Origin of the sequence: Enterobacter cloacae complex sp. EB5, from assembly GCF_031432835.1 — a bacterium.
Lineage (GTDB): Bacteria > Pseudomonadota > Gammaproteobacteria > Enterobacterales > Enterobacteriaceae > Enterobacter > Enterobacter hormaechei_C.
Genome location: NZ_CP133860.1, coordinates 46,192 through 73,039, shown reverse-complemented (window position 1 = coordinate 73,039; position 26,848 = coordinate 46,192). Strand labels below are relative to the sequence as shown.

Genomic DNA, 26,848 nt, shown 5'->3' with positions numbered 1-26,848 from the left:
AGCAACGAAATCGGCAATTTTGACGAAAAAGCTATGTTAAAAAAGGCATTTTTCATCGGATTCATCTTAGATAAATCGCGATTAAATAGAAAAACCCGATTTGCTTTTTGAATAGTTCTGGTTAAAGGCGGGAATAAAAAAAGCGCCCCGAAGGACGCTTTTTAACAAAACAATAATTTGTTCGTGAAATATTACAGCACGTGGACGGATGCCGTGTTGGTGGTGCCGCTTGGAACCAGCGCGCCAGAAACCATAACCACCACGTCGCCTTTCTGGGCCAGGCCACAATCAACCAGTTCCAGCGCCACTTCTTTACCCAGACGATAGAAATCATCGGTAGAGGCAATCTCTTTCACCAGGTGTGGGATCACGCCTTTGCTCAGCACCAGCTGACGCGCGGTGGTTTCGTTGGTGGTCAGCGCCAGAATGGTCGCATCCGGGAAGTATTTACGCACGGCACGCGCAGATTTACCGCCCTGGGTCGCCACGACAATCAGCGGGGCTTCCAGTTTTTCAGCGGTTTCTACCGCACCACGGCACACGGCTTCGGTGATGCGCAGTTTACGGCTGTCGTTGTTGTAATCCAGACGGCTTTTCATCACGCGGTCGGTACGCTCACAGATGGTCGCCATGATGCTGACCGCTTCCAGAGGGTATTTCCCTTTTGCAGATTCACCAGACAGCATAACGGCATCGGTACCGTCGAGGATGGCGTTCGCCACGTCGCCTGCTTCAGCGCGGGTAGGGCGTGGGTTTTTGATCATGGAGTCCAGCATCTGCGTTGCGGTGATAACCACTTTACGCGCGCGAACACATTTCTCGATCATCATCTTCTGCGCGAAGATCACTTCTTCAACCGGGATTTCAACGCCCAGGTCGCCACGCGCAACCATGATACCGTCAGACGCTTCGAGGATTTCGTCGAAGTTGTTCAGGCCTTCCTGGTTTTCGATCTTGGAGATGATCTGAATGTTCTCGCCGCCGTGCGCTTTCAGGTGCTCACGGATCTCAACCACGTCAGAACGTTTACGGATAAAGGAGGCAGCAACGAAGTCCACGCCTTGTTCGCAACCGAAGATCAGGTCTTGTTTGTCTTTTTCAGCCAGCGCTGGCAGCGCAATGGACACACCCGGCAGGTTAACGCCTTTGTTTTCGCCCAGGTCGCCGTTGTTCAGCACTTTACAGATAACCTTGTTGCCTTCGATCGCGGTCACTTCCATGCCGATCAGGCCGTCATCCACCAGCACGGTGTTGCCAACGGACAGGTCGCTGGTGAAGCCTTCGTAGGTCACGGCAACAATTTCGTTGTTACCTACAACGGATTTGTCGGTGGTGAAGGTGAAGGTCTGGCCCGCTTTCAGGGAAACGTCGTTACCGCCTTCCAGTTTGATGGTGCGGATTTCAGGACCTTTGGTGTCGAGCAGGATCGCCGCTTTTTTCCCGGTCTTGCTCATCACGTTGCGCAAGTTCTGGATACGCTGACCGTGTTCAGCATAGTCGCCGTGGGAGAAGTTCAGACGCATCACGTTCATGCCGGCATCCAGCATTTTGCTCAGCATCTCTTCGGATTCGGTTTTCGGGCCGATGGTACAAACAATTTTCGTCTTTTTCATGACAGTCTTAGTCTTTAAGTTGGGAAGGATATGGAAATCTCGCTCCGGGGGCGCACCGCCGCGGAGTCAAACCTGTGTTGCGAAAGCGTATATGACACGCACTAAGAATAGGTGACATCAAATGAGCGTGCAGAAGAAAGTGTGCCTGAGTGCCAGCCCAACGAAGGAGAGGAGAAGTTGTACGTTGTTTTTTGTATTCCAAGCGCTGAAACCATTCACCAGGGATTTGGCGCGCATTATACGCTGATTTACAGTAAAAAGGAAAATGGAAACAGCGTTTCAAAAACAATCTGTGCAGATTCACATAAGTTTGTTATCAAGGCGTTAAGGCCTAATGTCATCTTATGACGGCAGGCGCAACGCCCGCCGTTTTTTGCTCACTTTTCCAGCGCCTGTTGAAGGTCGGCGATCAGATCCTTCGCATCCTCAATCCCCACCGACAGGCGGATAAGCTGCGGCACAATGCCGTTTGCAAGACGCTGCGCCAGAGGAATGGAGGCATGGGTCATGCTGTAGGGCTGGCTCACCAGACTCTCCACACCGCCCAGGCTTTCCGCCAGGGTAAAGAGCGTAAGATGACGGATCACCTCTGTCGCGCGTTGCGCATCGCCTTTAATCACTACGGAGATCATGCCGCCCGGCAGCGCCATTTGCCTGCGGGCCAGCGCATACTGGGGATGTGACGTCAGCCCGGGATAGAACACGCGGTCTACCTGCGGATGCTGCTCCAGCCATTGCGCAATCGCCAGCGCGTTGGCGCTGTGCTTCTCAACGCGCAGAGAGAGGGTGCGAATGCCCCGCAGCGTCAGGAAGCTGCTGAACGGATCCAGAACGCCGCCAACCGCGTTTTGCAGATAGCCCAGACGCTCCGCGAGATCCTTATTCGCCCCGACAACAGCCAGCCCGGCAACCACGTCTGAATGACCGTTGAGATATTTAGTGGCGGAGTGGACCACTATGTCGAACCCCGCCTCCAGCGGCCGGTGAATGACCGGGGAGGCGAAGGTATTATCCGCCACGCTGATCGCATTATGGCGCCGGGCAATGTCCGCGATGGCCTCCAGGTCGGCCAGTTTCAGCAGCGGGTTCGTCGGCGTTTCCACCCAGATCATGCGGGTGTCCGGGCGAATGGCGGCCTCAAGTCCGGCTACATCGTCCGGCTTAACCCAGCTCACCTGTAACCCGGTGCTGCGTTTGCGCACGTTTTCGATCAGGCGATACGTACCGCCATACACGTCGTCAATGGCGACGATATGGCTGTCTTTATCCAGCAGTTCGAGCACGGTGGAAATGGCCGCCAGCCCTGACGCGAAAGCGTACCCGCGCGTGCCGCCTTCCAGTTCGGCGATGGCGGTCTCCAGCGCGTGGCGGGTTGGGTTGCCGCTCCGGGAGTATTCGTAGCCGGTATGTTCACCCGGTGCCGGTTGCGCAAACGTCGACGTGGCGTAAATTGGCGGCATCACGGCGCCGTGCGGGTCGTGATACTCACCGCTGTGAACGCTGAGGGTGGCCAGGTTTTTCATCTTTCGCTCCTTTTATTTCGTCAGGCGGTTACGCCAGGCGGTAAGTACGTCACTGCGTGTGATCAGACCCAGAAAGCGATCTGCGTCATAAATAATCGCCACGAGGCCACGGTCAAAGATGGCGTACAGGGCGCTCTCCGGGGCCTGCTTATCCAGATATTCGACCTGACGCGTCATGGCTGCCGTCACGGGGAGTGAGAAGCGATCGGCATCTCCCCCGATGTGTCGCAGCAGGTCCCACTCGTCGATGATGCCGACGACCTTGTCGTTATCGAGCACCGGCAGCTGGGAGATGTCGTACAGGCGCATGCGGGCCAGTACGGTGGAAAGCGTGTCGTCCGGGGCGGCAGTCACCGTCGCGCCTTCATCGTGGCGCAGGGCAATATAGTCCGAGAGATCGCCTGCCTGCGGACGCGAAATTAGCCCCTGCTGACGCATCCAGTCGTCGTTGAACATCTTCGAGAGGTATTTATTGCCGCTGTCGCAGGCGAAGGTGACCACACGTTTTGGAGTAGTCTGCGCCTGGCAATATTTCAGCGCCGCCGCCAGCAGCGTGCCGGTGGAGGAGCCTGCCAGAATCCCTTCCGTTTTTAGCAGATCGCGGGCGGTGGTGAACGCCTCGCGATCGGTAATGCGCCAGGCGCGGTTAACCCCTTCGATGTGCGCCAGCGGAGGGATAAAGTCTTCGCCAATCCCCTCAACCAGCCACGAGCCGGCATCGTGATGGCGTCCGGTCTCAACCTGGTCCGCCAGCACCGACCCGGCCGGATCGGCAAGCACAAATTCCGTCTGCGGCGAATGTTCTGCAAACCACGCCTGTAAGCCGCCCAGCGTACCGCCGGACCCCACGCCGACGACGATGGCATCGATCTGACCGTCAAGCTGTTCAAACAGTTCCGGTGCGGTAGTGGTGCGGTGCGCCAGCGGATTGGCCGCGTTATTGAACTGGTCGATATAAAACGCGCCTGGCAGTTCGTTCGCCAGCCGCCGGGCATAATCCTGGTAGTAGGCCGGATGCCCTTTATTCACATCCGAGCGGGTCAGCACGACCTGCGCCCCTAACGCCCGCAGGTGGAAAATCTTCTCGCGGCTCATTTTGTCCGGCACCACCAGGATCAGCGAGTAGCCCTTCTGCGCCGCAATCAACGCCAGCCCCAGGCCGGTGTTCCCCGCCGTGGCTTCAATAATGGTGCCGCCAGGCCGTAGTTGGCCCGTACGCTCGGCTTCGTTAATCATCGACAGCGCGACGCGGTCTTTAATCGAGCCGCCGGGATTCTGGTTTTCCAGCTTCAGAAACAACGAGCAGGGGCCGGTGTCCAGCTTGTGCAGCTGGATGAGCGGCGTACGGCCAATCAGTTCGGTGACGGAGTGGTAAAGCGTCATGGTCATGTCCTGTGAAGAGGTGATGACCGGATGATAGAACCATGAAATTTTCTCAATAAAGAACGTTTCACTGCGTTTTAGAACGGAAAGGAATAATCCTTGTGTTTTCAGATGGAAAGACAGCAAGACGTAAAGTTGTCCGGATGTGAGGATGGCTATATCCGCATAAAGTGCTGCAAAATTAGCCAATTTCGTCGGGTGAATGAGACCTGATATGCAAATGGCAGATAATTATTGCTGATATTCATCTAAATGCTTTTCACCTGCCAGTTCGCCGCTTATTCCGCATTATTATAAGAAATTCTTTTTTGGTCATTTAAAAGCTGATAACGGCTGTTTACTATCTTTTGGACATCCATACTGCTAAACCGCTATATGCGAAACGGATAACGAATAAGAATGATCGTACTCAGCAATATTTCGAAGGTTTTTGACAACGGGAAACAGGCGCTGACAGCCGTTGATAACGTCAACCTGACGATAGAGCAGGGACAGATTTACGGGATCATCGGTTACAGCGGGGCCGGGAAAAGTACGCTGATCCGTCTGCTGAACGGTCTGGAAAAGCCGAGCGTCGGCAGCGTCACCATTAACGGCCAGGATATCTCCGCCGCGAAGGGAGAAGCGCTGCGTCAGGCACGCCTGAAAATCAGCATGGTGTTCCAGCACTTTAATCTGCTCTGGTCGCGCACGGTGAAGGAAAACATCGCCTTTTCAATGCAAATTGCCGGTGTGCCAAAAGCGCAAATTCAGGCTCGCGTTGCCGAACTGGTGGAGCTGGTCGGCCTGAAGGGGCGCGAGAATGCCTACCCGTCGCAGCTGAGCGGCGGGCAAAAACAGCGTGTGGGCATTGCCCGCGCGCTGGCCAATCATCCGGACGTACTGCTGTGTGACGAAGCCACCTCGGCGCTGGATCCACAAACCACCGATCAGATCCTCGATCTGCTCCTGGACATTAACCGTCGTTTTAACCTGACCATCGTACTCATTACGCATGAGATGCACGTGGTGCGCAAAATCTGCGACCGCGTGGCGGTAATGGAGAACGGCAAGGTAGTGGAAGAGGGGGACGTGCTGAGCGTGTTTACGCATCCGCAGCAGCCGATCACCCGGCAGTTTGTCCGCCAGGTGAGCCAGTACGCGGAGGAAGAGACCTTCAATACCGAACTGGCAAACGATCTGGAAGGCACGGTGATCAGGCTGACCTTCACCGGGCACAGTACGCACAGGCCGATCGTCGGTGAACTGACCCTGCGTTACGGCCTGCCGTTTAACATCCTGCACGGCAAAATGACGCAAACCGCCCACGGTGTTTTCGGGCAGCTCTGGGTGCACGTAGTGGCATCGGATGAACAACTGAACAATATCCTCGCCGACCTGAAGCAAAGCGATATTGAAGGCGAGGTAATCAAGCATGGCTGAAGAACTTTTTCCGCACCTGAAGTGGGATCAGCTTTGGGCTGCAACTCAGGAGACGCTTTACATGACCGCGCTTTCCGGCGTGGCGACGTTTGTCCTGGGGATCGCGCTCGGTCTGGCGCTGTTTTTATCTGCCCGCGGCGGGTTATTCCACAACCGCACGGTCTACAGCGTGATGTCGATTGTGGTGAACGTGTTCCGCTCGATTCCGTTCATCATTCTCATCGTCCTGCTGATCCCGTTCACCAAGACCGTTGTGGGGACCATTCTTGGCGCTAACGCTGCGCTGCCCGCCCTGATTGTGGGTGCGGCGCCGTTCTACGCCCGTCTGGTCGAGATTGCCCTGCGAGAAGTGGACAAAGGAGTCATTGAGGCCACGCGTTCGATGGGCGCGCGGCTGAGTACGTTAGTGTTTCGGGTTTTATTGCCGGAATCTTCACCCGCACTGGTTTCAGGTATGACGGTGACGCTGATTGCGCTGGTGAGCTACAGCGCAATGGCAGGGGTGATAGGTGCCGGCGGTTTGGGAAATCTGGCTTATCTGGAAGGATTCCAGCGCAACCATGGTGACGTCACGCTGGTGGCAACGGTGACCATTCTGATCATCGTGTTCATTATCCAGTTCGTCGGCGATGCCATTACTTCACTGTTAGATAAACGCTAATAAATACACACAGGAACCACATCATGAAAAAGACACTGACACTGATCGCCGCCGCAACCCTGAGCGCCCTGAGTTTTGCCTCCTGGGCGGACACGCTCACCGTGGGGGCGTCCAACACCCCGCACGCGGAAATTCTGGAGCAGGCTAAGCCGATTCTGGCGAAGCAGGGGATCGATCTGGAGATTAAACCGTTCCAGGACTACATTCTGCCAAACACGGCGCTGGCGGGGCATGACATTGACGCCAACTATTTCCAGCACATCCCTTATCTGAACAGCGTCCTGAAAGATCACGCGGGCGATAAGGATTATGATTTTGTCAGTGCGGGCGCAATCCACATTGAGCCGATCGGGATCTATTCGAAAAAATACAAATCGCTGAAGGATCTGCCGGAGGGCGGCAAAATCATCATGCGTGATGCGGTTTCCGAGGAAGGGCGTATTCTCTCCATCTTCGAAAAAGAGGGCGTGATCAAGCTGAAGCCAGGCATCGATAAAGTGACCGCGCGCATCAGCGATATCGTGGAGAACCCGAAAAAGCTGCAATTCACCCCTAACGTCGAAGCGTCTCTGCTGCCGCAGATGTACAACAACGACGAAGGTGCTGCGGTTGTGATCAACGCCAACTACGCAATTGATGCCGGTCTGGATCCGGTCCACGATCCCATTGCGGTAGAAAGCGGTGAGAATAACCCGTACGCCAACATCATTACCGTTCATCGCGGTGATGAGAAGAAGAAGGATATCGTCGCGCTGGTGAACGTGCTGCACTCCAAAGAGATTCAGGACTGGATCCGCACCAAATACAAAGGCGCAGTCATCCCGGTAAACAACTAATCTGCTGATTTTCCAGACGAAGCCCGGCGAACAACACGCCGGGCTTCTTTTTTGTATCCAGCCGACGAATGATTTAAGCTGACGGTTTAGGGCAACGGAGTGATGGCAATGGGCAATGTGACCAAAGACGAAGCGCTGTACCAGGAGATGTGTCGGGTGGTAGGCAAGGTCGTTCTCGAAATGCGTGATTTAGGGCAGGAGCCGAAACATATTGTCATTGCGGGCGTTCTGCGTACCGCGCTGGCGAACCAGCGCGTTAAGCGCAGTGAGTTGACCACCAAAGCGATGGAAACGGTGGTTAAAGCGCTGGCCGGTTAACGCGCCAGCGCTTCGCGAGCAGCTCAAGCGAGCAGCAGAGCAGGTAATAGATCACACCCGTAAAGATAAAAATGGCCGCCGGGTAAATTTGCACCCGGTTGTTGATCTGTCCCGCCACCGTGGTCAGTTCAGGAACGTTCACGATAAACGCCAGCGACGTATCCTTCAGCAGGCTGATAAAAATCCCCACCAGCGACGGCAGAATATTTCTCAGCGCCTGCGGCAGCAGCACGCGCCACAGCGTTTGCTGCGTACTGAACCCTTGAGAAAGCGCGGCCTCATTCTGGCCCGACGGCAGGGCTCTCAGTCCGGCTAATACCGAATGCATCACCGCAGCCGCAGTAAACCAGGCCAGCGCCAGCGTGACGGTCGTCGCGCCCGGGAGATCCCTGCCGGTTATCAGCGGCAGCAGATACCACATCCAGAATATTACGAAGATCAGGGGGATCCCGCGAATCAACTCTGCCCACGCAAACAGCGCACTGCGCACCATGCCGGGATAGCGCCAGGCGAGGCATGCCAGCACAATCCCGCCGGGCAGGGCAAGCGCGGCGGCGCCCGCGGCCATCAGCAGTGAGAGCAGCACGCCGCCGGGCTCTCCCGCAGCCGCACGTCCCCAAAGCAGATAATCCAGGTTTTCGACAATAACGTTAAATCCGGGGATCATGATTTTTCCTCCCTGAATGGGGGCCGAGGCGCACCAGCACGCTTCCCGTCACCATCCCGGTAAGCAAGTAGAGCACCGTACCGACGGTAAAAGCTTCCAGTGCATGGGCGTTGTAACTTTCTATCTGGCGGACCTGGTAGGTCAGTTCGGCGAAGCCAATCCCGCTCGCGAGCGAGGAGAGCTTCATCAGGTTAAGGTACTGGCCAACGACGGGCTGCCAGGCGTTAGCGAGTCCCTGGGGCAGAAGAATGTAGCGAAACAGACGCCATGAGGAAAATCCCTGGGCGAGCGCCGCCTCCCGTTGTCCGGCAGGCACGGAACGCAGCCCCGATTCCACTTCTTCGATTAAAAACGCCGAGGTAAAGACGCCTAACCCCCAGGCGGAGCATAAAAACTCGGGCGTAAACCACCAGACGTCACCGGGCAAAATGGACCAGCTGTGGTCTGCGTTCACCGCGTCACGCAGACCCTGCGGCAACCCGTTCCAGGCGGCGAAATACCAGAACAGCAGCTGTACCAGCAGCGGCGTATTGCGAAACAGCGATACCCAGCCGCTGACGATCACTGTCCCGAAACGTCCCCCGGAAAGCCGCAAAAGCATAAAGAACAAGGCGAGCAGGCTGGCCAGCATAATCCCCGCCAGCGTCACCCACAGAGTGGTGAGAAATCCGGAAAGGATCCAGTGCAGGGGCTGTCCGGCCAGCACCCCCTGCCAGTCCAGAGCGGGCATTACGGTTGCTCCTGATGCAGCGGATCCAGCACTTTTTGCAGGAACCGCCTCGCACGCGGATGCGACGGTTGGTTGAAAAATTGCGCCGGGGGCGCGGTTTCCAGAATGTGTCCACCGTCGATAAAGACGATTCGATCGGCAATTTCCCGGGCGAACTGCATCTCATGGGTGACGACAATCATGGTGATCCCGCTGTGGGCAAGGGCTTTCATCACCAACAGCACTTCGCCAATCATCTCCGGGTCGAGTGCCGACGTCGGCTCGTCAAAGAGAATGATTTGCGGCGACGAGGCCAGAGCACGGGCAATCGCCACGCGCTGCTGCTGTCCGCCGGAAAGTTCAGCGGGGAAGCGGTGCGCTTTCTCCAGCATGCCGACCTTCTCCAGCAGCGCCAGCGCGCGCTCCTGGGCGGGCAGGGGTTTCCAGCCGTGAACGTGCTCCAGTGCGAGGGTGATGTTCTGGCTGGCGGTAAGGTGGGCATAGAGATTGAACTGCTGGAACACAAACCCGACGCGGCTACGTAACTGACGTAGCCTGCTGCCGGAAAGCTGTCCGGTCGGCTTGTGGTCGACCAGAATCTCCCCGCCGCTCAGGCTTTCAAGCTGGTTGATAAGCCGAATCAGGGTCGATTTTCCGGAACCCGAAGGGCCGAGAATGGCAACCACTTCACCCGGCATGATGGTGAGGTTAATGTCGGTTAAAACCGGATGGTCGCCGTAGCGTTTGTCCACATGGCGAAACTCAACGCTGGCCTGTTCCAGACGTGAAAAATCCGCGGCATTGGCCGCGGAGTGTGAAAATAAACCTGAGAGCATATTACCGGGCTTCTATTTTAAAGTTACGAGGCTGTGGAGCAGGGGTGCCTGGACCAAACCAGACGTCATAGATTTTTGCCGCCTGGCCGTTTTTCTCCAGGTTTACCAGCTCATCGTTAACGGCTTTCAGCAGCGCCGTCTCACCCTTTTTCACCCCCACGCCAATCTCTTCTTTACTGAGCAGGTCGGGCAGGATTTTGAAGTCGGCTTTATCCGGCGCCTGCGCCAGCAGACCGGCCAGAATGGTGCTGTCCTGGGTAATGGCCTGCACGTTGCCATTGCGCAGCGCCGTCAGCGCCAGAGGGATATCATCGTAAGAGAGGACGCGGGACTGCGGAAAACGCTGGTGCAGCGCCTGTTCACCCGTCGTACCTTTTACGGCGCCAATGCGTGCCCGGCTATAGTCATCAAGCTTGTCCGGTGATTTTGCCGGAACCAGGAACTGCTGGCCGGTGACAAAGTAAGGCGTCGAGAAATCAATGACCTGTGCGCGTTCCGGAGTGATGGTGATATCCGCCACGATGAGATCCGCTTTTCCGGACTGTAGCAGCGGAATGCGGTTAGCCGGATTAGTGGCGACCAGTTCAAGCTTGACGCCGAGCGATTTCGCCAGCGCTTTGGCGAAGTCCACGTCGTAACCCACGATCTCATGCGTTTTGGCATCAATCGAGCCAAAGGGTGGATTAGCATCAAACGTGGCCACTTTCACCACGCCTGCTGCCTTGATATCCGCCAGCCGATCGGCCTGCGCCTGTGCTGAAACCAGGCCCCAGGCTGCCACTAATCCCAGAACCTGCGCCCGTTTTTTAAACCCTTTCATTTTTGCAGCCATAGTCATACGCCATCCCGTTGTTTTTGTTTTTCCCCGTTACGCTCCCATAAGGGAAAGCTATCGCCAAATAAGAAATCGTTCTTTGCTATGAGAAAAAAAGCATGAGTGAACAAGGTGTTAAAGAAGAGAGCAGACGGCGGGGCGCTATTTGCAGATCCTGCACATCGACAGTGGATTTTGGTATTTCCCCCGGCGCAATATGGGTGTTTAACTGAGGACAGGTTAAGCTAGAGGGGTAATGACGATGAAAAAATGGATAAGCACGTTACGGCGGTTTTTTGCGCCCCGACCAGCGAATGCGGAGAACAGCGCGCAACGTGTTCTTGAGTCAATACTGCCTGTCGCCAGCCTGTATGGCGTGGACGTAGCCAACATCGACCCGGAGTGGTTCCATGATAAAACGTCACGCTGAACTGCGCCGGACGCGCGAAATGTACTGGAATGAGCTGTGCGTGGTGTCTGTAAAGTGAGGATGAGGGGAAAAATACCCAGGCTAATCCTCGGTAAATGATGGCCGTTTTGTTACCACTATCTCCTTTCACAGATGGAGATGATAATGAAACGGACAGTATTAACCCCCGCGCTTTCTGCCACTGCACTTCTGCTTGCCATGCAGGCGGCACACGCTGGTCCACAGGCGCATGTTGTATGCAGTTATTCCCACACACTCGGCGATGATGCCATTATGATGTTCGGCTTGCCTAACGAGGCTATGCTGCACGATTTTTTTGGTAACGTGCACACGGATGCTTACTCCAGCCGTGAATCGCTGCGTACCCAGGAAAAGACCACCTGCGATAACAAAGCAGACAGCTCGGCCTACTGGGCTCCGTCGCTAAAATTACCGGACGGAACGGTGGTCAAACCCGCTTATCAAAAAACCTATTATCAGGCATCGAACGTTGACGCCTGGCCGCTGCACCCGTTCCCGGCGGGGCTGTCGCTGCTGGCGGGCGATCACCACGGCACTGCGCCAAATCCGCATATCACCTTTTTATGCGCCAACGGCAAGGGCTACACCACCAGAACGGGTGAAGTCTGCGGCCTACGCAAGGCGAAGGATGCCGTGCAGTTTAATATCGGCATTCAGTTCCCGAACTGCTGGGACGGGGTTAACCTGAAGCCCGCCCACGGCCTGGCTAACGCCACCTACGATACGAAAGGACAGTGTCCGTCCGCCTTCCCGGTGAAGATCCCGACGGTGAATATGAATATTGCGTACGTGCTTCCGACAATTAGCTCTCTGGATACCAGCAAAGTCGAGCTTTCCCTCGACCCCATCATGCATGGCAGTGAGCGTGAAGAGCGGTGGGGGAGCCTGTATACGGCGCATGCTGACTTCATGAACGGCTGGACGGAAGATGCCGCGCGCTTTATGACCGACCTGTGCATGAACCGGGGAATGGATTGCGGCACCACCGTGCCGTATGGTTATTCAAAAGCGAAGGCCAACGTCTGGCTCAGCAGCATGGAACCCGCACTTTCACAGCCCGATCCCCAGGTCTTACTGGTGCAGGATAACTGGAAGAACGGTGGACGCACGAAAAACAGCGAAACATTGTCGCTGGTGAAGTTCAACATACCTCCGCTGCCTGCCGGACAGGATCCTGCCCAGTTTAAATACCGCGTCAGAATTTATGGCGGGAAAGTGGAAACCAACGGCGCGGATCAAATCTTCTTTTATCCGGCAAGTAACGACTGGGATCCGGCCACCGTGAACTGGCATTCACGACCATCCTGCAACTATCGCTCGGATGCGGTGCTGTACCTGAACCACTCCCGCGAATACCGGATGGTGGACGTGGATAAAGCGGTGCGTAAGGCGCTGGCAGAAGGGAAAACCGAAATTTCATGGTATATCGGCGGCGATCGTCAGGGAAATCATTATCAGTTTGAGACGGGGTCATCTCCACAAAGCCTGATCCTGATGCTGACCGGGTTCAGCAAAACGCCGGAGATCTGATAGCGGGTAGCAAAAGGCATTCATAAAAAAAGCACCGGGGAGCCCGGTGCTTTTTCTTCAGATCTTGCAGGCATCGCCGCAGTCGTCATCGGCGATAATCGCCTGGGCTTTTTTATCCGCATCGTCGAGACGTTCCGCGTTGCGCTCTTCTGCTTCATCCAGCCCGTTAAAGACTAAGTTGTCGAGATCAATTTCCATGTGCCACCTGCGTTATTCAGTTTTTGATACTGGCACAGTATAAGTCAAAAAAAGCGGGCCAGGCACCCCTCAGCACATATGGATAATCCCTGCCATACTCAGTGCTTTATTGCTGAGGAAAGCCGATGATTACACTCTGTAAAACCTGCGGTACCGCTTACGATGAACAGCCCGAAAACTGCCCGATTTGCGACGATGAGCGCCAGTATGTCCCGGTGACGGGCCAGACATGGACGGACTTCGACAGCCTTACGACCACGCACACCAACAAATGGCAACAGCTGGAGCCGCAGCTGTTCAGCATCAAAACCGTTCCCGCTTTTGCCATCAACCAGCGGGCGCTTCTGCTGCGTACGCCACAGGGCAATGTTCTGTGGGACTGCATCGCCAATCTTGACCCCGCAACCAGAGCGTTAGTTGACGCGCTCGGTGGGATCAGCGCGATTGCGATTTCGCACCCGCATTACTACACCACCATGCAGGAGTGGGCCGCCGCGTTTAACGCGCCGATCTACCTGCACGCCAGCGATCGGCAGTGGGTGATGCGTGACAGCCCGGCGATACGCTTCTGGGAGGAGGACGCCCTGGAGATTATGCCTTTGGTGACTCTGCTGCGGCTGGGCGGGCATTTTGCAGGCGGCACGGTGCTGCACTGGCAGTCAGGCGACGGCGTGCTGCTGGCCGGTGATATTTTGCAGGTTACACCCGGTAAGGACGCCGTGTCGTTTATGTGGAGTTATCCGAATATGCTGCCGCTGCCTGCCCGCACCGTTGAGTCGATGATCGGTCGACTGACCGGGAAAACGTACCAGCGCCTGTACGGGGCCTTTGAAGGGCAGAACATCCCGGCGAACGCGGATGAGATCGTGCAGCGGTCGGGCCAGAAATATATTGCTTGTCTCCGCTAAGACGCGGTGGTTAAATTTTACGAGTGTGATCGCGATCATACCTAAACTAAAACAGATAAAAGAGAAATGGCTATGCAACATATCATTGAAGGTTTTCTCAGCTTTCAAAAAGAGATTTTCCCGCAACGTAAAGAGCTTTTTCGTAGTTTAGCGTCCAGTCAGAATCCCAAAGCGCTGTTCATCTCCTGCTCCGACAGCCGTCTGGTTCCGGAACTGGTTACGCAACAGGAGCCAGGACAGCTCTTTGTCATTCGAAACGCGGGCAACATTGTGCCTCCGTTCGGGCCGGAGCCTGGCGGCGTCTCTGCGACCATCGAATATGCTGTTGTTGCCCTGGGCGTGACCGATATCGTTATTTGCGGCCACTCCAACTGCGGCGCGATGAAGGCGATTGCTGACAACGCCGATCTGGAGCCGATGCCAGCCGTTTCCCACTGGCTGCGCTATTCTGATGCGGCAAAAGCGGTGGTTGAGAAGAAAACCTGGGATAAGCCAATCGATAAAGTGAATGCGATGGTGCAGGAGAACGTCTTTGCGCAGCTGAGCAACATTAAGACCCATCCGTCGGTGGCGGTAGGCCTGCGCAACAACGCCATTCGCCTGCACGGCTGGGTATATGACATCGAAAGCGGCAAAATCCTTGCCCTGGACAAGAACAGTAAATCGTTCGTGTCGCTGTCGGAAAACCCGGACGTCTTCTTCGAGTAATCCGACACCGCAGGGCAGGGAAGCCCTGTTAAAACTCCGTGTAAGGTAACTTCCTTCGCACCCCCGACGCAGGTTTTCCAGCCGCTTTCGCCATCGCTTTACCAATTTCAGCGCACTCAGACAAACCCTGAACAAACGGATGATCGTGCATCAGCCAGGGGATCGCCCCAAAAGCGATACGCCCTCGCAGTGATGCAGGCGCCAGCAACGTATAGTCTTCCCCCACGTCCGGGACGTCATCGCCGGTTTCCGCAAGCTGTTTACGCAGGGTGGGGAAGGGAATGTCCTTGTTTCTTAGCGGCTTTTGCCCGCGCGCGTCGATAAACACGTCGAAGCGGTAACTTTTTTCTGCCGTGGTGATGACGGTCTGATCGCTGCCGATATCCAGGTCGTAATCATCACCGAGTGCGACCACGCTAATGATCCCAGCCTCGCGCAGCGCCAGTAACCGGCGGATAGACTGCGGTGGAATGGCGGCATAATTATCAATAAACACCCGTTCCAGCCCGGATTTAAACCGCTCTCTGTCACGCTCATTGAGTGAAGGGACGATGGCCTGAACCACTTCATGCAGACGAAGCACGGTATAGCGCCAGGCAACGGTGCGTTTCTCGCGCTTGTTACGCTCCACTTCTTTCAGATTCGCTTCGGCCCAGCTGAAGGGGCCATGCTTTTTACGATCCTCAAACCAGACATCACGAAGCGTGTCGGCACTCAGCGTACCGAGCGATATCGCCTGGCACCAGCGCGGATCGGCCAGCTCAAGCTCTTTCACCATCAGCGCAAAGATGCGGTCAAGCAGCCCGTCCGGGCCTTTGGCGATTTCGCTTGCCACCACAGACTCGGTTAACACCGACAGCGGTTCATAAGGGATAGGGCAGTAAAAGTCGGCCTCCGGCAGAACGCCCGTGCGGGACATCAGCGTGATTGTTAGCCCCTCGCTGCCTTTATTGACAACGAACTGCTCCCCGATAAACCGGCCATGCTGCATCACAACCGCCATCGCAGCGTCCAGCCCGCTGAGGGAGGTGCCCATAATCCCCACCTCACAGGCGCGGATCTCCGCGTCCATCAGCCCCGACCATGGGCTTGGGAAATATGCGCGGGTGGTTTCATCTTCATCAGGCCAGACGTGACCGGTGGCGACTACCGCAAGATCAAACCGCCTTGAGAAAGGGGCATTGTTTACTGAAAGGGCCACGCCGTCTGCATCAGCCTTAATATCTGTGACTTCTGCGTTGGGGTGCACCTCGACATGAAAGCCAGCCTTTTTTGCCTCAGCAACGACGGCAAGAAAGCGGTCGTGAAAATATTCACCCAACAGAATACGCGGCAGGAATTGCCGGTCGTGCAGCTTCTCACTGTCGACGTTATAGCGGGCAAGATGGGCCGCACTCTGCTGTTTGAGCCAGTCGAGGTAGGTAATAAAAATGGGCGGGATTTCGATACTGGCGATGTTCGCCAGCATCAGCCGGGAATTATCCTCGTCGCTGTAGGGCATCCCAACACCGGGTTGGTCTGCCTTTTCGAACACGGTGATCGAAAGCGGCGCTGCGTTGTTAAGAAGTGAGTAAAAGGTGTAAATCCCTGTTGGGCCTGAGCCGATAATGGCGATTTTTTTCATCGAAAGCGTTCCTGCGTTTCTGAACCATAAAACAAGCGTAGCAGGAGAAAGGCTAAGTCATTCAATGAAGGGAGAAATTAAGACGTTTAGAAGAGGGGATGTAGCCCCCTTCCTGAACTTATGGGAAAGTTAATTCATTTGACCCTGGCTGATTAGATATAATTCTGACTGATTTTCTAAAGGAATAACTGTTTGGTCCCAGGTTTAACGATTATCTGTATGTGATAGGGGTTAAAAAGTAGGGTAACTTTGCCGGTGGGTTTGACCTGCACGGCGTCAGTGAGGAGAACCAGCTGATTTTATCATGAGAATTCTCCTTCTTACGGTCAGTGTACTTTAAAGCACGCCGTTCGCACCTTCCGGCTACATGGCGAACTTACTGCATGGCTGGCGTTTATGTTTTCTGCGTGAGTGATAAAAGGGAGGGAAAATCATGACCAGGGCTGAAGAGTTTTGTCGTTCCTGAAATGTGAACACCGGCAGATGGATGCGCACGCATCGCTCAAAAAACGATCTTTTTCAGGCGGATACTGAGATCAGAAAAGCATATGACCTTGAACAGTAATCACCATGACTGGAGGGATATGCTAATGAAGCGACAAGATATAAACGCATTAAAGAATTTTGATTTTCTGGCGCGCAGTTTTGCCCGTATGTACGCCCTGGGCCAGCCAGTTGATATCGATGCCGTGACCGGCAATATGAGTGATGAACAGCAGGTATGGTTCCGGGAGCGATATGACCATTACCGAAAGCAGGCTGAGCGGGCGAGAGTGATAGAACTGCGATGATGTAACGAACAACGGGCTTAACGGCCCGTTGCGTTTTTTAGGTTCCAGCTACATTTTGCAGGCTCCTGAGGTTGAAATATTGTGCGGTAACCTCATATAGAAAGCGGGGAAGGAATACCTGCCCGTAAGACATGAACTTTTTGAATATTCTTTTTACTGTTCAGGAGGTACATGATGACTCTAAGAGCTTTTCCCATGTTGAACGATCTCTCCGACTCTCTGTTTGCGGACCGTTTTAACCGTATCGATCGCCTTTTTAGCCAGCTAACCGGCAGTACGCCGTTGCCCTCCACGCCTTCTTACAATATCCGGCGGGTGGGTGATAACCGCTATGAACTGACGCTCAGCGTGCCGGGCTGGAAAGAGAGCGAACTTGAAATTGAAACCGTTGGCGGTCAGCTGAATATCAGCGGTAAACGTGAAGAAGAGAAAACCGAAAACGGGGAAGAAGGGTGGATCCATCGGGGTATCAGCCGCAGCGACTTCCGGGCCAGCTATAGTCTGCCGGAGCATGTGAAAGTAACCGGCGCTTCGCTGGAAAACGGCTTGTTGGCGATTGAATTACACCAGGATATCCCGGAAGAAGAGAAACCGCAGCGCATCGCCATCAACAACAACCCGGCGATTGAACATAAGCCGTAATCATTGACTGACGTTGTTTTCACGCCCGGTAAACGCCGGGCGTTTTGCTAATCTGATGGGGCTTATGCCATTCCGCTTTTCCCGGTACGCGCGGGCTGGAGGTTACTTTCGATGTGCTTAAAAGGTTTGCTGCCTCTGCATGAGGCTGAAAGGGAATGAAATATGCGAGAAAACAGATTGGTGCGTCTGAATGGACTCGAACCATCGACCCCCACCATGTCAAGGTGGTGCTCTAACCAACTGAGCTACAGACGCAGAATGGTGCGTTCAATTGGACTCGAACCAACGACCCCCACCATGTCAAGGTGGTGCTCTAACCAACTGAGCTATGAACGCATTGTGTTGTCGGTGACAACGGGGACGAATATTAGTGGCACAGCCCCAAGGTGGCAAGAGGGAAAATGCATTTTTCTCTCTGATTTCACGCGATTGCTTCATTACCGCGCAAAGTGAAGAGAAAGTAGCCGCCAGCTGGCGGCTACTGTGTCATTAACGTGCAGCGCGCTGCAAAATTACCGCAGACGGCTGACGTTGCAGGAAGCGCATGCGCAGCATCATCATAATGGCCGCAGACGTTAAGCCGATGATAAAGCCCATCCAGAATCCGGCTGGCCCCATGCGATCCACCACCAGATCCGTGAGCGCCAGAATGTACCCGCACGGCAAGCCCAGCACCCAGTAAGCGATAAAGGTGATAAAGAAGATGGAACGCGTATCTTTATACCCACGCAGCACGCCGCTGCCAATCACCTGGATGGAGTCAGAGATCTGATAAATGGCCGCCAGCAGCATCAGATGCGAGGCCAGGGTCACTACCTCCGGGTTGTCGTTATAGAGCAGGGCAATTTGCTCACGCAACAGCACGGTAAAGAGTGCGGTAAAGACTGCCATGCAGACGCCGACGCCAAGGCCGGTACGGGCTGCCGTTTGCGCGTCCAGCGTCGAGCCTTGCCCCAGACGGAAGCCTACGCGAATCGTCACCGCAGCAGCCAGGGACATCGGCAGGACGAACATCAAAGAGCTGAAGTTCAGGGCGATCTGGTGTCCTGCGACATCAATAATCCCTAACGGCGAGACCAGCAGGGCGACGACGGCAAACAGTGTCACTTCGAAGAACAGCGCCAGCGCAATGGGTAACCCCAGCTGAATGAGACGGGTCATAAGCGTCCAGTCAGGTGCGCTGAACGAGGTGTCGTTACGAATGTCACGCATGGATCGCGCATGTTTAATGTAGGTGAGCATACAGCCGAACATTACCCAGTACACCGCAGCCGTCGCCACGCCACAGCCGACGCCGCCGAGTTCCGGCATGCCAAAATGACCGTAAATGAAGATATAGTTCACGGGAATGTTCACCAGCAAGCCGATAAAGCCCATCACCATGCCCGGCTTGGTTTTTGCCAGCCCTTCACACTGGTTACGTGCCACCTGGAAGAACAAATAGCCGGGGGCACCCCAGAGCAGGGCGCGCAGATAAGCGACCGCCTTATCCGCCAGCGCCGGGTCGATATTATGCATGGCGCGAATAATATAGCCGGCGTTCCACAGGACGATCATAATCAGGACGGAGACACCCCCGGCCAGCCAGAAGCCCTGGCGCACCTGATGGGCCACGCGGTCGCGTCGACCGGAGCCGTTAAGCTGCGCGATAACCGGCGTCAGCGCCAGCAGCAGGCCGTGACCAAAAAGAATGGCCGGGAGCCAGATTGAGGTTCCGATCGCCACGGCGGCCATATCGGTGGCGCTGTAACCACCGGCCATTACCGTATCCACAAATCCCATTGCGGTTTGGGCTACCTGCGCGACGATCACCGGTATTGCCAGTGCCAATAACTGACGCGCTTCGATCATATACTTCTGCACGTGAACACCTTTGTATTGTAGTTATTTGAGAGACTAAAAAGGCCGCCGTTACTGGCAGCAAGAAGAAAAAACAGAGGGATGCCAGCTATTGTAGCGGGGTTTAACTAATTATCTAGTGAAAAAATCGCCAGAAATTGCGCATCACTGGCAACCTGTTTTTTCAACTGTTATTGTGGTGGGATTATACGGTGTCATCGCCGTTCGGAATGAACAGGAGCTGTAAGCATGTTTACTGGTATTGTGCAGGGCACTGCCAAAGTGGTGTCCATTGATGAAAAACCGAATTTCCGCACTCACGTGGTTGAGCTGCCTGAATATATGCTCGATGGCATTGAAACCGGGGCGTCGATAGCGCATAACGGCTGCTGCCTGACGGTGACCGAAATTAACGGTAACCAGATTAGCTTTGATTTAATGAAAGAGACGCTGCGCATCACTAACCTGGGTGAGCTGGTGGTGGGAGATATCGTCAACGTTGAACGCGCGGCGAAATTCAGCGATGAGATTGGCGGGCATCTGATGTCGGGTCATATTATGACCACCGCAGAAGTGGCGAAAATCGTGACCTCGGAAAATAACCGTCAAATCTGGTTTAAGGTGCAGGACCCGTCATTAATGAAATACATCCTTTATAAAGGATTTATTGGCATCGATGGGATTAGTCTGACCGTCGGTGAAGTGACGCCAACGCGTTTTTGCGTGCATTTAATTCCTGAAACGCTGCAACGTACTACGCTTGGCGCAAAAAAACTGGGGCAGCGCGTGAATATCGAAATTGATCCCCAGACCCAGGCGGTCGTGGATACCGTTGAGCGCGTGCTGGCGGCGAAAGAGGCGGCGATAATAAAAACCGTGGAAGAAGAATAAAAAATAACCCCGGGTAACCGGGGTTATTTTTTAGCGGGCCACCCGCAAGCCGTGCTCAATCCCACGACTAAACACCACCTGCCATAGCTGTATATCCCGCGCGCGGAACGCGCCCGCGCAGGCATTCAGATAATAGCTAAACATCCGTTTGAATCGTTCCGAATAGTTGTCGGCGATTTCAGGCCATGCAGCCTGGAAACGTTCATGCCAGGCCATCAGGGTCGTGTCGTAATCTGCGCCGAAGTTATGCCAGTCTTCCACAATAAAATGCGGTTCGCTGGCGTTCGCAATATGGCGAACAGAGGGTAAACAGCCATTCGGGAAGATATATTTGTTGATCCACGGGTCCACATTATTATCGGTGCGTTTAGAGCCGATGGTGTGCAGCAGGAAAATTCCGTCAGGCTTCAGGTTACGATCGGCGACCTCGAAGTAGGTCTTGTAGTTCTTCGGCCCCACGTGCTCGAACATACCTACGGAAACAATGCGATCGAACTGCTCGTTCAGGTCGCGGTAGTCCTGAAGCCGGATATCAACATCCAGACCCAGACAGCGCTCCTGCGCCATCTTCTGCTGTTCAGCCGAAATCGTGACGCCGACTACGCTAACGCCGTAATTTTTCGCCATAAACCAGGCAAGACCACCCCAGCCACAGCCGATGTCCAGCACACGCATACCGGGCTGTAACTGCAATTTATCGCAGATCAGTTGCAGCTTGTCCTGCTGCGCCTCTTCCAGGGTCGTCGCTTTTTTCCAGTATCCGCAGGAGTACTGCATTAAAGGATCGAGCATACGGCTGAACAGATCGTTGCCCAGGTCGTAATGCTCTTTACCGACGATCCACGCCCGTTTTTTACTTTGCAGATTGAACAGGCGGGCGGAGGCGATACGTAAAGTATCTTTGAAATGACGAGGGAGCTGTTTTTCAAGGCCGGCGCGTAATACGCTGGAGAAGAACATATCCAGCCGCTCACACTCCCACCAGCCGTCCATATAGCTTTCACCCAGCCCTAACGATCCCTCCTGTAACACGCGTTTGAAAAAATCGGGATGCTTAATCTGGGGATCGGAGGGGGATGAGCCATTAATCGTAATGCCCGCACGTCCCAACAGTTCACTGACGATCCGGGACCAGTTATCGTCCGGAACGCTGACTTCTTCTATACACGATGAACTCATAGCTTCTCCATCACCTTGCTGTGATCAGAACCTTAAAACAGCGTAGACGCTTTTTTGGTTTGTGAGAAATCTCACGGTAAATGCCCGCGAGGCTAATATCCGACGTAGAACAGAGGAAGGGAGATAACCCTTGCCGAAATGCCTTCCATGGTAAAACGGGAGCGCTCCGGCTCCCGTTAACACTTAATATTTATCGTATTTAATCGAACCAAATTCAGTATAGGCCGCAAAATTTGGTGATTCAACAGAAAATTGTTAGCAACCTAATCACTGGTTTTTAACATAGTTTCCCACGCAATCAGGCGTGCGACGTTTCTGTCTGCGCGTTTTCACTCTGCTCGCGATGGGCTGAGGACTGCATGCGATAGCCCAAACCCGCCAGCGCAACGGTGACCAGCATCACGCTGGTGGTGGTGAGCAGCGGAGTTGCAATCAACGCCGAGACCACGAGACTTGCCAGGAAGCACAGGCCAAGTTGCAGAGTATTTTGCAGCGCGGCAGCGCGGCCTGTCGCCTGCGGGAATGGACGCAACGCCTGGGCTACAACGATAGGGTAGATAGCCCCGTTAGCGATCGCCATGACGCAGAACGGAATCAAAATTTCTGCAAGCCCGGCGCCGGGAATAAAGCCGACAGCCCAGGTCGCAATCACGCTTAGCGCATACAGCACCAGCAGCCAGGGCAACATCTGTTGGCCTTCCCATTTTTGCAGCGCGGCGCGACAGCCATAGCCACCCACCAGGAAGGCGATGGTCTGTGGTACATAGCTCAGGCCGATAGCCGCCGGGCTGTAGCCCATGTCATGCAGAATGAACGGCGAACCGGTCAGCCAGGCAAAGAAGCTGGCAGAGCAGGCGGCATAAATCAGCACGTTACCGCGATAGGCTTTTGATCGCAGTAAAGAGGTAAAGGTAACGGGCTTCGCGTCCGGATGCGTCGCTTTTTTATGCGCCGGTTTAAGTCCGAACGCGGGCAGCATCAGGACCAGCGTAATAGCAAAGAGCGTGGCGAAAATGGCCTGCCAGTCGAAATGCGCGAGGATCCAGCTGCCCAGTAATGGGGCGAGTGCTGGCGACAGGCCGACCAGCGGCATAATGGTGGCGAATATCCGGTTAGTGCGCGAGGCGGGGTAGTAATCGGTCACCAGCGCCTGCCAGGTGACCGCAGCGGCACAGACACCGACCGCCTGAATAAAGCGCAGCGCCAGCAGCCAGGCGGCATCGCGGACCCACAGCATGCCCAGACAGCCTACGGCAAAAATCGCCAGACCCAGCAGCAGGACGGGCTTACGGCCAAAACGATCCGAGAGCGGCCCCCACAGCAATTGCGCAAAAGCAAAGCCGGCGAGGAACAAACTCAAACTGGCGCTGATGGCGGCGGCAGGGGTTTGCAAATCTTCCTGCATCGCGGCGAACGCGGGCAGATACATGTCGGTCGCCAAAAAGCCCAGCACGCTTAAGCCGCCGAGCCAGACTAAAAATCCTTTCCTGGGTTGCACTGTTTTTTCTCCTGAGGAGGCAGGTGTACGTTGGCGCAGAGTGTAGGGAGTGCAAAGCGGCTTGTGAAACGCTAATATTTGGCGGGTGCATTCAAAAAATTTGCAGGCTAAAAATGTGGTCAGATTATTCCCTTGAAGTGGTTGATGCCGTGGCGCGTAACGGCAGCTTTACCGGCGCCGCCCAGGAGCTGCATCGCGTTCCCTCGGCGATCAGCTATACGGTGCGTCAGCTGGAAGCGTGGCTGGCGGTGCCGCTGTTCGAGCGGCGTCATCGTGACGTTGAACTCACGCCTGCCGGCGCGTGGTTTTTGAAGGAGGGCCGGTCTGTTATCAAAAAAATGCAGATCACCCGTGAGCAGTGCCAGCAGATCGCCAACGGCTGGCGCGGGCATCTTGCTATCGCGGTGGATAACATCGTTAAGCCGGAGCGGACCCGGCAGATGATCGTCGATTTCTATCGTCATTTTTCCGACGTCGAACTGCGTGTTTCGCAGGAAGTGTTCAACGGCGTCTGGGATGCGCTGGCGGATGGCAGGGCGGAGATGGCGATTGGTGCGACCCAGGCGATCCCGGTTGGGGGGCGCTATGCGTTTCGCGACATGGGCATGCTGAGCTGGACCTGCGTGGTCGCGCGCGATCACCCGCTGGCGGCGCTGGAAGGGCCGCTGAGCGATGACACCTTACGCAACTGGCCCTCGCTGGTGCTGGAAGATACCTCCCGCTCGCTGCCCAAGCGCATTACCTGGCTGCTTGATAATCAGCGCCGCGTGGTCGCGCCGGACTGGGAGTCGTCAGCCACCTGTCTGAGCGCGGGGCTGTGCGTTGGTATGGTGCCGGTGCATTTTGCGCGCCCGCGCATCGATGCGGGAGAGTGGGTGGCCCTGACGCTGGAAAACCCCTTTCCGGATGCCGCGTGCTGTCTGACGTGGCAGCAAAACGACGTCTCGCCCGCCATGGCTTGGCTTCTGGATTATCTGGGCGACAGCGAAACGCTGAACCGGGAGTGGTTGCGGGAACCAGCATAGCTGGTCCCGTAATGAGATTAACGACGGTAGTCGCGGAACGGACCGTCCGCAACGGAACGGCGTTCAATCAGGCGCGGGTGAACTTCAATGGACTGGGACTGTTCACGCTTGTTGACGATCCTGTCCAGCAGCATATTGAAGGCCGTTTCACCGAGCGAATCTTTCGGCTGGTGAATGGTGGTCAGCGCCGGGGTAAAGAAGCGGGCGTTGCGCACGTTGTCATAGCCGATCACCGAGATATCCTGCGGGACGCGCAGGCCGAGTTCATCCGCCGCGCAGAGCGCGCCCATCGCCATGATGTCGCCGCCGCAGAACACCGCAGTAGGGCGATGCGGCTGGGAGACGATCTGCTGCATAGCGCGATAGCCTGACTCCGGCTCAAAGTCGCCCTGAACAATCCAGTTTTCCGGCACGGTGATCAGCGCCTCTTCCATCGCTTTCATGAAACCGGCCAGACGACCAGCCCCGGTGTTACGCTCCAGCGGTCCCGGGATCACGCCAATTTCTCGATGACCGCGTTCTACCAGATAACGCCCCGCCATGTAGCCGCCTTCAAAGGCGTTATCAATAACGGAGTCGGTAAAGTCTGCGCGCGCTTCGCCCCAGTCCATGACCACCATCGGAATGTGGCGATACTCTTCCAGCATGGAAAGGACCGACTCAGGGTATTCAGAACACATTACCAGCAGGCCGTCGACGCGCTTTTGCGCCATCATTGACAGGTAAGCGCGCTGTTTTTCAATGTTGTTCCACGCGTTGCCCAGAATCAGGGTATAACCTTTCTGGAAGCAGTTTTTTTCAACGGCTTCGATGATTTCAGCAAAGTAGGCCGCTTCACTGCTGGTGGCCAGCAGGCCAATCGATTTGGTGTGATTAACCTTCAGGCTGCGGGCGACGGCACTTGGCGAGTAGTGCAGTTCTTTGATTGCCGCCCAGACGGCATTACGCGTCTCTTCAGCGACGAAACGCGTTTTGTTAATAACATGTGATACGGTTGTAGTGGAAACGTTTGCGCGTTTTGCTACGTCTTTAATTGTTGCCATTAAATGTCACTCCAGACCATATCCTAAGCTCCTGAAAAAATTGAAGGTAAACGTTTGCCTTCTCTCACCCTTATTACGCAAACATGAGTTGCGACACGCCGGGAAAACGACACAGGACGTCAGGAGGGGGTCAGTGGCCGGTACGCTAATAAATTTAGCGTGGAATTTTGTCCTATCTTGATGAAAAGGGGAAGAGGTAAAGTGGATATCCGTTTAAATCCTGGAAGATTTTTGACCTGAACTGTGTAAAAATGAGCAAGCTCACTTTTCGTAGGGTGAATAAAAGGAGAAAAATTGATGAGTACCGATCTGAAGTTTTCGCTGTTTACCACCATTGTTGTTCTTGCTCTGATTGTTGCCGGTGGTTTAACCGCTGCGCTGCACTGATTCTGGCGGAGGGAGAACTTTCTCCCTCCCTTGCCGTTATTGTTCTCTCTCCGGCAAAAATCTTTTGCCAAAATGTTAACTTCTCATTTTTTGTGATTGATGTCATGCTTTTGGCTTCTTAGCTCTGTGTCGGGTTATGGCACGGTATCCGGAGTTCATTCATGAAAATCAATTTCCCCCTGCTGGCCCTGGCGATTGGCGCCTTCGGGATTGGCACCACTGAATTCTCCCCGATGGGGTTATTGCCTGTTATCGCCCGGGGCGTGGACGTCTCTATTCCTGCGGCCGGTATGTTAATTAGCGCCTACGCGATCGGCGTGATGGTGGGCGCGCCGCTGATGACGCTGCTGCTTTCGCACCGCGCTCGCCGCAACGCGCTGATCTTCCTGATGGCAATTTTTACTCTCGGAAATGTGCTTTCCGCGATTTCGCCGGATTACACCACTCTGATGCTTTCGCGCATTCTGACCAGCCTCAACCATGGCGCCTTCTTCGGACTGGGCTCGGTTGTTGCCGCCAGCGTGGTGCCAAAACATAAGCAGGCCAGCGCGGTAGCCACTATGTTTATGGGCCTCACCATCGCTAATATCGGCGGCGTTCCCGCTGCCACCTGGCTGGGAGAAGTCATCGGCTGGCGTATGTCTTTCCTCGCAACCGCCGGACTGGGCGTGGTCGCGATGGTTGCGCTGTTCTTCTCTCTGCCGAAAGGCAGTGCGGGAGAACGTCCGGAAGTACGTAAAGAGCTGGCGGTGCTGATGCGTCCCCAGGTGCTTTCCGCGCTGCTCACCACGGTGCTGGGGGCCGGAGCGATGTTTACGCTCTACACCTATATCTCCCCGGTACTGCACGACATTACCCACGCAACGCCACTCTTTGTTACCGCGATGCTGGTGCTGATTGGTGTCGGGTTCTCGATTGGCAACTATCTCGGCGGGAAATTCGCCGATCGCTCCGTCAGCGGGACGCTGAAAGGTTTTTTAACGCTGCTGATTGTCATCATGGTGGCGATCCCGTGGCTGGCGCGTAACGAAGTGGGTGCTGCGATTGCCATGGTGGTGTGGGGTGCCGCAACCTTTGCCGTGGTGCCACCGTTGCAGATGCGCGTAATGCGCGTTGCGCACGAAGCGCCGGGGCTCTCTTCGTCCGTGAATATCGGAGCGTTTAACCTGGGCAATGCGCTGGGTGCCGCAGCGGGTGGGGCGGTGATCTCCGGTGGTCTGGGTTACAGCTTTGTGCCGGTGATGGGGGCGATCATTGCCGCACTCGGTCTGCTGCTGGTGATGATGTCTGGTCGTAAACAGCCTGAAGCGGTGTGTACGGCGGAATAAACCAAAACGCAGAAGGGCTTCCCC

General features: G+C 55.2%; 27 protein-coding genes and 2 tRNA genes. 14 read left to right on the top strand and 15 right to left on the bottom strand.

Annotated features, from left to right (window positions below):
- Positions 1–191: 191 nt before the first annotated feature.
- From pykF to RHN82_RS00395, 3 genes are all read right to left on the bottom strand, one after another.
- Positions 192–1,613: a pyruvate kinase PykF gene (pykF, locus tag RHN82_RS00405; RefSeq protein ID WP_003857687.1), complete on the bottom strand. Its 1,422-nt coding sequence runs from the start codon at positions 1,611–1,613 to the stop codon at positions 192–194.
- A gap of 377 nt (positions 1,614–1,990) precedes the next feature.
- Positions 1,991–3,136 (bottom strand): PLP-dependent aspartate aminotransferase family protein, encoded by a 1,146-nt coding sequence (locus RHN82_RS00400; protein WP_047051428.1) that lies wholly within the window; start codon positions 3,134–3,136, stop codon positions 1,991–1,993.
- Between the two features lie 12 nt (positions 3,137–3,148).
- On the bottom strand, positions 3,149–4,519 hold the full coding sequence (locus tag RHN82_RS00395; protein ID WP_045142545.1) for a cystathionine beta-synthase: 1,371 nt from the start codon (positions 4,517–4,519) through the stop codon (positions 3,149–3,151).
- A gap of 399 nt (positions 4,520–4,918) precedes the next feature.
- On the opposite strand from RHN82_RS00395, the gene RHN82_RS00390 reads away from it, so the two are divergent.
- The 4 genes from RHN82_RS00390 (at position 4,919) to fumD (ending at position 7,756) form a co-directional block, all read left to right on the top strand.
- Complete coding sequence (locus tag RHN82_RS00390) at positions 4,919–5,941, top strand: methionine ABC transporter ATP-binding protein (protein WP_047051427.1); 1,023 nt, start codon at positions 4,919–4,921, stop codon at positions 5,939–5,941.
- Entirely contained in the window at positions 5,934–6,602 is a 669-nt protein-coding gene (locus RHN82_RS00385) for a methionine ABC transporter permease (protein ID WP_047051426.1), read from the top strand. Before RHN82_RS00390 ends, RHN82_RS00385 begins: the two co-directional genes overlap by 8 nt.
- A 23-nt stretch (positions 6,603–6,625) precedes the next feature.
- The gene (locus RHN82_RS00380) at positions 6,626–7,438 is read left to right on the top strand and encodes a MetQ/NlpA family ABC transporter substrate-binding protein (protein ID WP_003857677.1); all 813 of its coding nucleotides are present in this window, start codon (positions 6,626–6,628) and stop codon (positions 7,436–7,438) included.
- 108 nt (positions 7,439–7,546) lie between these two features.
- Positions 7,547–7,756, top strand: a complete 210-nt coding sequence (gene fumD / locus RHN82_RS00375; RefSeq protein WP_003857676.1) for a fumarate hydratase FumD — start codon at positions 7,547–7,549, stop codon at positions 7,754–7,756.
- On the opposite strand, the gene RHN82_RS00370 is transcribed toward fumD, so the two are convergent.
- The 4 genes from RHN82_RS00370 to RHN82_RS00355 are packed head-to-tail and all read right to left on the bottom strand — an operon-like array spanning position 7,737 to position 10,800.
- On the bottom strand, positions 7,737–8,423 hold the full coding sequence (locus RHN82_RS00370) for an amino acid ABC transporter permease (protein WP_047051425.1): 687 nt from the start codon (positions 8,421–8,423) through the stop codon (positions 7,737–7,739). The genes fumD and RHN82_RS00370 overlap by 20 nt on opposite strands.
- On the bottom strand, positions 8,407–9,153 hold the full coding sequence (locus RHN82_RS00365; protein WP_047051424.1) for an amino acid ABC transporter permease: 747 nt from the start codon (positions 9,151–9,153) through the stop codon (positions 8,407–8,409). The genes RHN82_RS00370 and RHN82_RS00365 overlap by 17 nt, the downstream gene beginning before the upstream one ends.
- A complete protein-coding gene (locus RHN82_RS00360; protein ID WP_047051423.1) occupies positions 9,153–9,968 on the bottom strand; it encodes an amino acid ABC transporter ATP-binding protein in 816 nt (271 codons plus the stop codon). The genes RHN82_RS00365 and RHN82_RS00360 overlap by 1 nt, the downstream gene beginning before the upstream one ends.
- 1 nt (position 9,969) lies before the next feature.
- Positions 9,970–10,800, bottom strand: a complete 831-nt coding sequence (locus tag RHN82_RS00355) for an ABC transporter substrate-binding protein (protein WP_045324865.1) — start codon at positions 10,798–10,800, stop codon at positions 9,970–9,972.
- A 244-nt stretch (positions 10,801–11,044) separates the two neighbouring features.
- Here RHN82_RS00355 and RHN82_RS00350 point away from each other — a divergent pair, with 244 nt between their 5' ends.
- Positions 11,045–11,212 carry a hypothetical protein gene (locus RHN82_RS00350; RefSeq protein WP_032609053.1) on the top strand — a complete coding sequence of 56 codons (168 nt, stop codon included), beginning with the start codon at positions 11,045–11,047 and terminating at the stop codon, positions 11,210–11,212.
- Between the two features lie 144 nt (positions 11,213–11,356).
- Entirely contained in the window at positions 11,357–12,763 is a 1,407-nt protein-coding gene (locus RHN82_RS00345) for a DUF1996 domain-containing protein (protein WP_047051422.1), read from the top strand.
- Positions 12,764–12,820: 57 nt separating this feature from the next.
- On the opposite strand, the gene RHN82_RS00340 is transcribed toward RHN82_RS00345, so the two are convergent.
- On the bottom strand, positions 12,821–12,961 hold the full coding sequence (locus tag RHN82_RS00340) for a hypothetical protein (protein WP_008500607.1): 141 nt from the start codon (positions 12,959–12,961) through the stop codon (positions 12,821–12,823).
- Positions 12,962–13,086: 125 nt separating this feature from the next.
- Between RHN82_RS00340 and RHN82_RS00335 the strand changes: the two genes are divergently transcribed.
- Positions 13,087–13,869 carry an MBL fold metallo-hydrolase gene (locus RHN82_RS00335; RefSeq protein WP_047051421.1) on the top strand — a complete coding sequence of 261 codons (783 nt, stop codon included), beginning with the start codon at positions 13,087–13,089 and terminating at the stop codon, positions 13,867–13,869.
- A 72-nt stretch (positions 13,870–13,941) separates the two neighbouring features.
- A complete protein-coding gene (locus RHN82_RS00330) occupies positions 13,942–14,577 on the top strand; it encodes a carbonic anhydrase (RefSeq protein ID WP_047051420.1) in 636 nt (211 codons plus the stop codon).
- Positions 14,578–14,605: 28 nt separating this feature from the next.
- Here the strand turns inward: RHN82_RS00330 and RHN82_RS00325 are convergent, their stop codons facing one another.
- Positions 14,606–16,201, bottom strand: a complete 1,596-nt coding sequence (locus RHN82_RS00325) for an FAD-NAD(P)-binding protein (RefSeq protein ID WP_047051419.1) — start codon at positions 16,199–16,201, stop codon at positions 14,606–14,608.
- A 590-nt stretch (positions 16,202–16,791) separates the two neighbouring features.
- On the opposite strand from RHN82_RS00325, the gene glgS reads away from it, so the two are divergent.
- Positions 16,792–16,992, top strand: coding sequence for a cell surface composition regulator GlgS (glgS, locus tag RHN82_RS00320; protein WP_049019332.1), 201 nt, complete (start codon positions 16,792–16,794; stop codon positions 16,990–16,992).
- A 171-nt stretch (positions 16,993–17,163) separates the two neighbouring features.
- Entirely contained in the window at positions 17,164–17,634 is a 471-nt protein-coding gene (locus tag RHN82_RS00315; RefSeq protein WP_026080712.1) for an Hsp20 family protein, read from the top strand.
- A gap of 178 nt (positions 17,635–17,812) precedes the next feature.
- On the opposite strand, the gene RHN82_RS00310 is transcribed toward RHN82_RS00315, so the two are convergent.
- The 3 genes from RHN82_RS00310 to mdtK form a co-directional block, all read right to left on the bottom strand.
- Positions 17,813–17,889: transfer RNA gene (locus RHN82_RS00310), tRNA-Val, on the bottom strand.
- A 4-nt stretch (positions 17,890–17,893) separates the two neighbouring features.
- Positions 17,894–17,970, bottom strand: a tRNA-Val gene (locus RHN82_RS00305).
- Between the two features lie 153 nt (positions 17,971–18,123).
- Positions 18,124–19,497 carry an MdtK family multidrug efflux MATE transporter gene (gene mdtK, locus RHN82_RS00300; protein WP_047051417.1) on the bottom strand — a complete coding sequence of 458 codons (1,374 nt, stop codon included), beginning with the start codon at positions 19,495–19,497 and terminating at the stop codon, positions 18,124–18,126.
- Positions 19,498–19,722: 225 nt separating this feature from the next.
- Between mdtK and RHN82_RS00295 the strand changes: the two genes are divergently transcribed.
- Positions 19,723–20,364: a riboflavin synthase gene (locus RHN82_RS00295; RefSeq protein ID WP_017384610.1), complete on the top strand. Its 642-nt coding sequence runs from the start codon at positions 19,723–19,725 to the stop codon at positions 20,362–20,364.
- Between the two features lie 30 nt (positions 20,365–20,394).
- Here RHN82_RS00295 and cfa read toward each other — a convergent pair whose 3' ends face one another.
- Both cfa and punC read right to left on the bottom strand, forming a co-directional pair.
- Positions 20,395–21,543, bottom strand: coding sequence for a cyclopropane fatty acyl phospholipid synthase (gene cfa / locus RHN82_RS00290; protein ID WP_047051416.1), 1,149 nt, complete (start codon positions 21,541–21,543; stop codon positions 20,395–20,397).
- Between the two features lie 298 nt (positions 21,544–21,841).
- Positions 21,842–23,041 carry a purine nucleoside transporter PunC gene (gene punC / locus RHN82_RS00285; protein WP_047051415.1) on the bottom strand — a complete coding sequence of 400 codons (1,200 nt, stop codon included), beginning with the start codon at positions 23,039–23,041 and terminating at the stop codon, positions 21,842–21,844.
- Positions 23,042–23,154: 113 nt separating this feature from the next.
- On the opposite strand from punC, the gene punR reads away from it, so the two are divergent.
- Entirely contained in the window at positions 23,155–24,066 is a 912-nt protein-coding gene (gene punR / locus RHN82_RS00280; RefSeq protein ID WP_003857638.1) for a DNA-binding transcriptional activator PunR, read from the top strand.
- A gap of 17 nt (positions 24,067–24,083) precedes the next feature.
- Here punR and purR read toward each other — a convergent pair whose 3' ends face one another.
- A complete protein-coding gene (gene purR, locus RHN82_RS00275; RefSeq protein WP_003857634.1) occupies positions 24,084–25,109 on the bottom strand; it encodes an HTH-type transcriptional repressor PurR in 1,026 nt (341 codons plus the stop codon).
- A 297-nt stretch (positions 25,110–25,406) separates the two neighbouring features.
- Between purR and RHN82_RS00270 the strand changes: the two genes are divergently transcribed.
- Together RHN82_RS00270 and RHN82_RS00265 are read left to right on the top strand one after the other, a co-directional pair.
- On the top strand, positions 25,407–25,496 hold the full coding sequence (locus tag RHN82_RS00270) for a YnhF family membrane protein (RefSeq protein ID WP_003857632.1): 90 nt from the start codon (positions 25,407–25,409) through the stop codon (positions 25,494–25,496).
- Between the two features lie 161 nt (positions 25,497–25,657).
- Complete coding sequence (locus RHN82_RS00265) at positions 25,658–26,824, top strand: MFS transporter (protein ID WP_047051414.1); 1,167 nt, start codon at positions 25,658–25,660, stop codon at positions 26,822–26,824.
- Positions 26,825–26,848 lie beyond the last annotated feature (24 nt).

Bases quoted from the DNA above. Each gene is read 5' to 3' on its own strand.
- punR (WP_003857638.1), top strand. From the start codon at position 23,155: ATGTGGTCAGATTATTCCCTTGAAGTGGTTGATGCCGTGGCGCGTAAC.
- RHN82_RS00340 (WP_008500607.1), bottom strand. From the start codon at position 12,961: ATGGAAATTGATCTCGACAACTTAGTCTTTAACGGGCTGGATGAAGCA.
- RHN82_RS00345 (WP_047051422.1), top strand. From the start codon at position 11,357: ATGAAACGGACAGTATTAACCCCCGCGCTTTCTGCCACTGCACTTCTG.
- RHN82_RS00325 (WP_047051419.1), bottom strand. From the start codon at position 16,201: ATGAAAAAAATCGCCATTATCGGCTCAGGCCCAACAGGGATTTACACC.
- RHN82_RS00395 (WP_045142545.1), bottom strand. From the start codon at position 4,519: ATGACGCTTTACCACTCCGTCACCGAACTGATTGGCCGTACGCCGCTC.
- pykF (WP_003857687.1), bottom strand. From the start codon at position 1,613: ATGAAAAAGACGAAAATTGTTTGTACCATCGGCCCGAAAACCGAATCC.
- fumD (WP_003857676.1), top strand. From the start codon at position 7,547: ATGGGCAATGTGACCAAAGACGAAGCGCTGTACCAGGAGATGTGTCGG.
- purR (WP_003857634.1), bottom strand. From the start codon at position 25,109: ATGGCAACAATTAAAGACGTAGCAAAACGCGCAAACGTTTCCACTACA.
- RHN82_RS00360 (WP_047051423.1), bottom strand. From the start codon at position 9,968: ATGCTCTCAGGTTTATTTTCACACTCCGCGGCCAATGCCGCGGATTTT.
- RHN82_RS00350 (WP_032609053.1), top strand. From the start codon at position 11,045: ATGAAAAAATGGATAAGCACGTTACGGCGGTTTTTTGCGCCCCGACCA.
- RHN82_RS00365 (WP_047051424.1), bottom strand. From the start codon at position 9,153: ATGCCCGCTCTGGACTGGCAGGGGGTGCTGGCCGGACAGCCCCTGCAC.
- RHN82_RS00385 (WP_047051426.1), top strand. From the start codon at position 5,934: ATGGCTGAAGAACTTTTTCCGCACCTGAAGTGGGATCAGCTTTGGGCT.
- RHN82_RS00380 (WP_003857677.1), top strand. From the start codon at position 6,626: ATGAAAAAGACACTGACACTGATCGCCGCCGCAACCCTGAGCGCCCTG.
- glgS (WP_049019332.1), top strand. From the start codon at position 16,792: ATGAAGCGACAAGATATAAACGCATTAAAGAATTTTGATTTTCTGGCG.
- RHN82_RS00295 (WP_017384610.1), top strand. From the start codon at position 19,723: ATGTTTACTGGTATTGTGCAGGGCACTGCCAAAGTGGTGTCCATTGAT.
- RHN82_RS00400 (WP_047051428.1), bottom strand. From the start codon at position 3,136: ATGAAAAACCTGGCCACCCTCAGCGTTCACAGCGGTGAGTATCACGAC.
- RHN82_RS00315 (WP_026080712.1), top strand. From the start codon at position 17,164: ATGATGACTCTAAGAGCTTTTCCCATGTTGAACGATCTCTCCGACTCT.
- RHN82_RS00265 (WP_047051414.1), top strand. From the start codon at position 25,658: ATGAAAATCAATTTCCCCCTGCTGGCCCTGGCGATTGGCGCCTTCGGG.
- RHN82_RS00355 (WP_045324865.1), bottom strand. From the start codon at position 10,800: ATGGCTGCAAAAATGAAAGGGTTTAAAAAACGGGCGCAGGTTCTGGGA.
- RHN82_RS00270 (WP_003857632.1), top strand. From the start codon at position 25,407: ATGAGTACCGATCTGAAGTTTTCGCTGTTTACCACCATTGTTGTTCTT.
- RHN82_RS00390 (WP_047051427.1), top strand. From the start codon at position 4,919: ATGATCGTACTCAGCAATATTTCGAAGGTTTTTGACAACGGGAAACAG.
- RHN82_RS00330 (WP_047051420.1), top strand. From the start codon at position 13,942: ATGCAACATATCATTGAAGGTTTTCTCAGCTTTCAAAAAGAGATTTTC.
- RHN82_RS00335 (WP_047051421.1), top strand. From the start codon at position 13,087: ATGATTACACTCTGTAAAACCTGCGGTACCGCTTACGATGAACAGCCC.
- RHN82_RS00370 (WP_047051425.1), bottom strand. From the start codon at position 8,423: ATGATCCCCGGATTTAACGTTATTGTCGAAAACCTGGATTATCTGCTT.
- cfa (WP_047051416.1), bottom strand. From the start codon at position 21,543: ATGAGTTCATCGTGTATAGAAGAAGTCAGCGTTCCGGACGATAACTGG.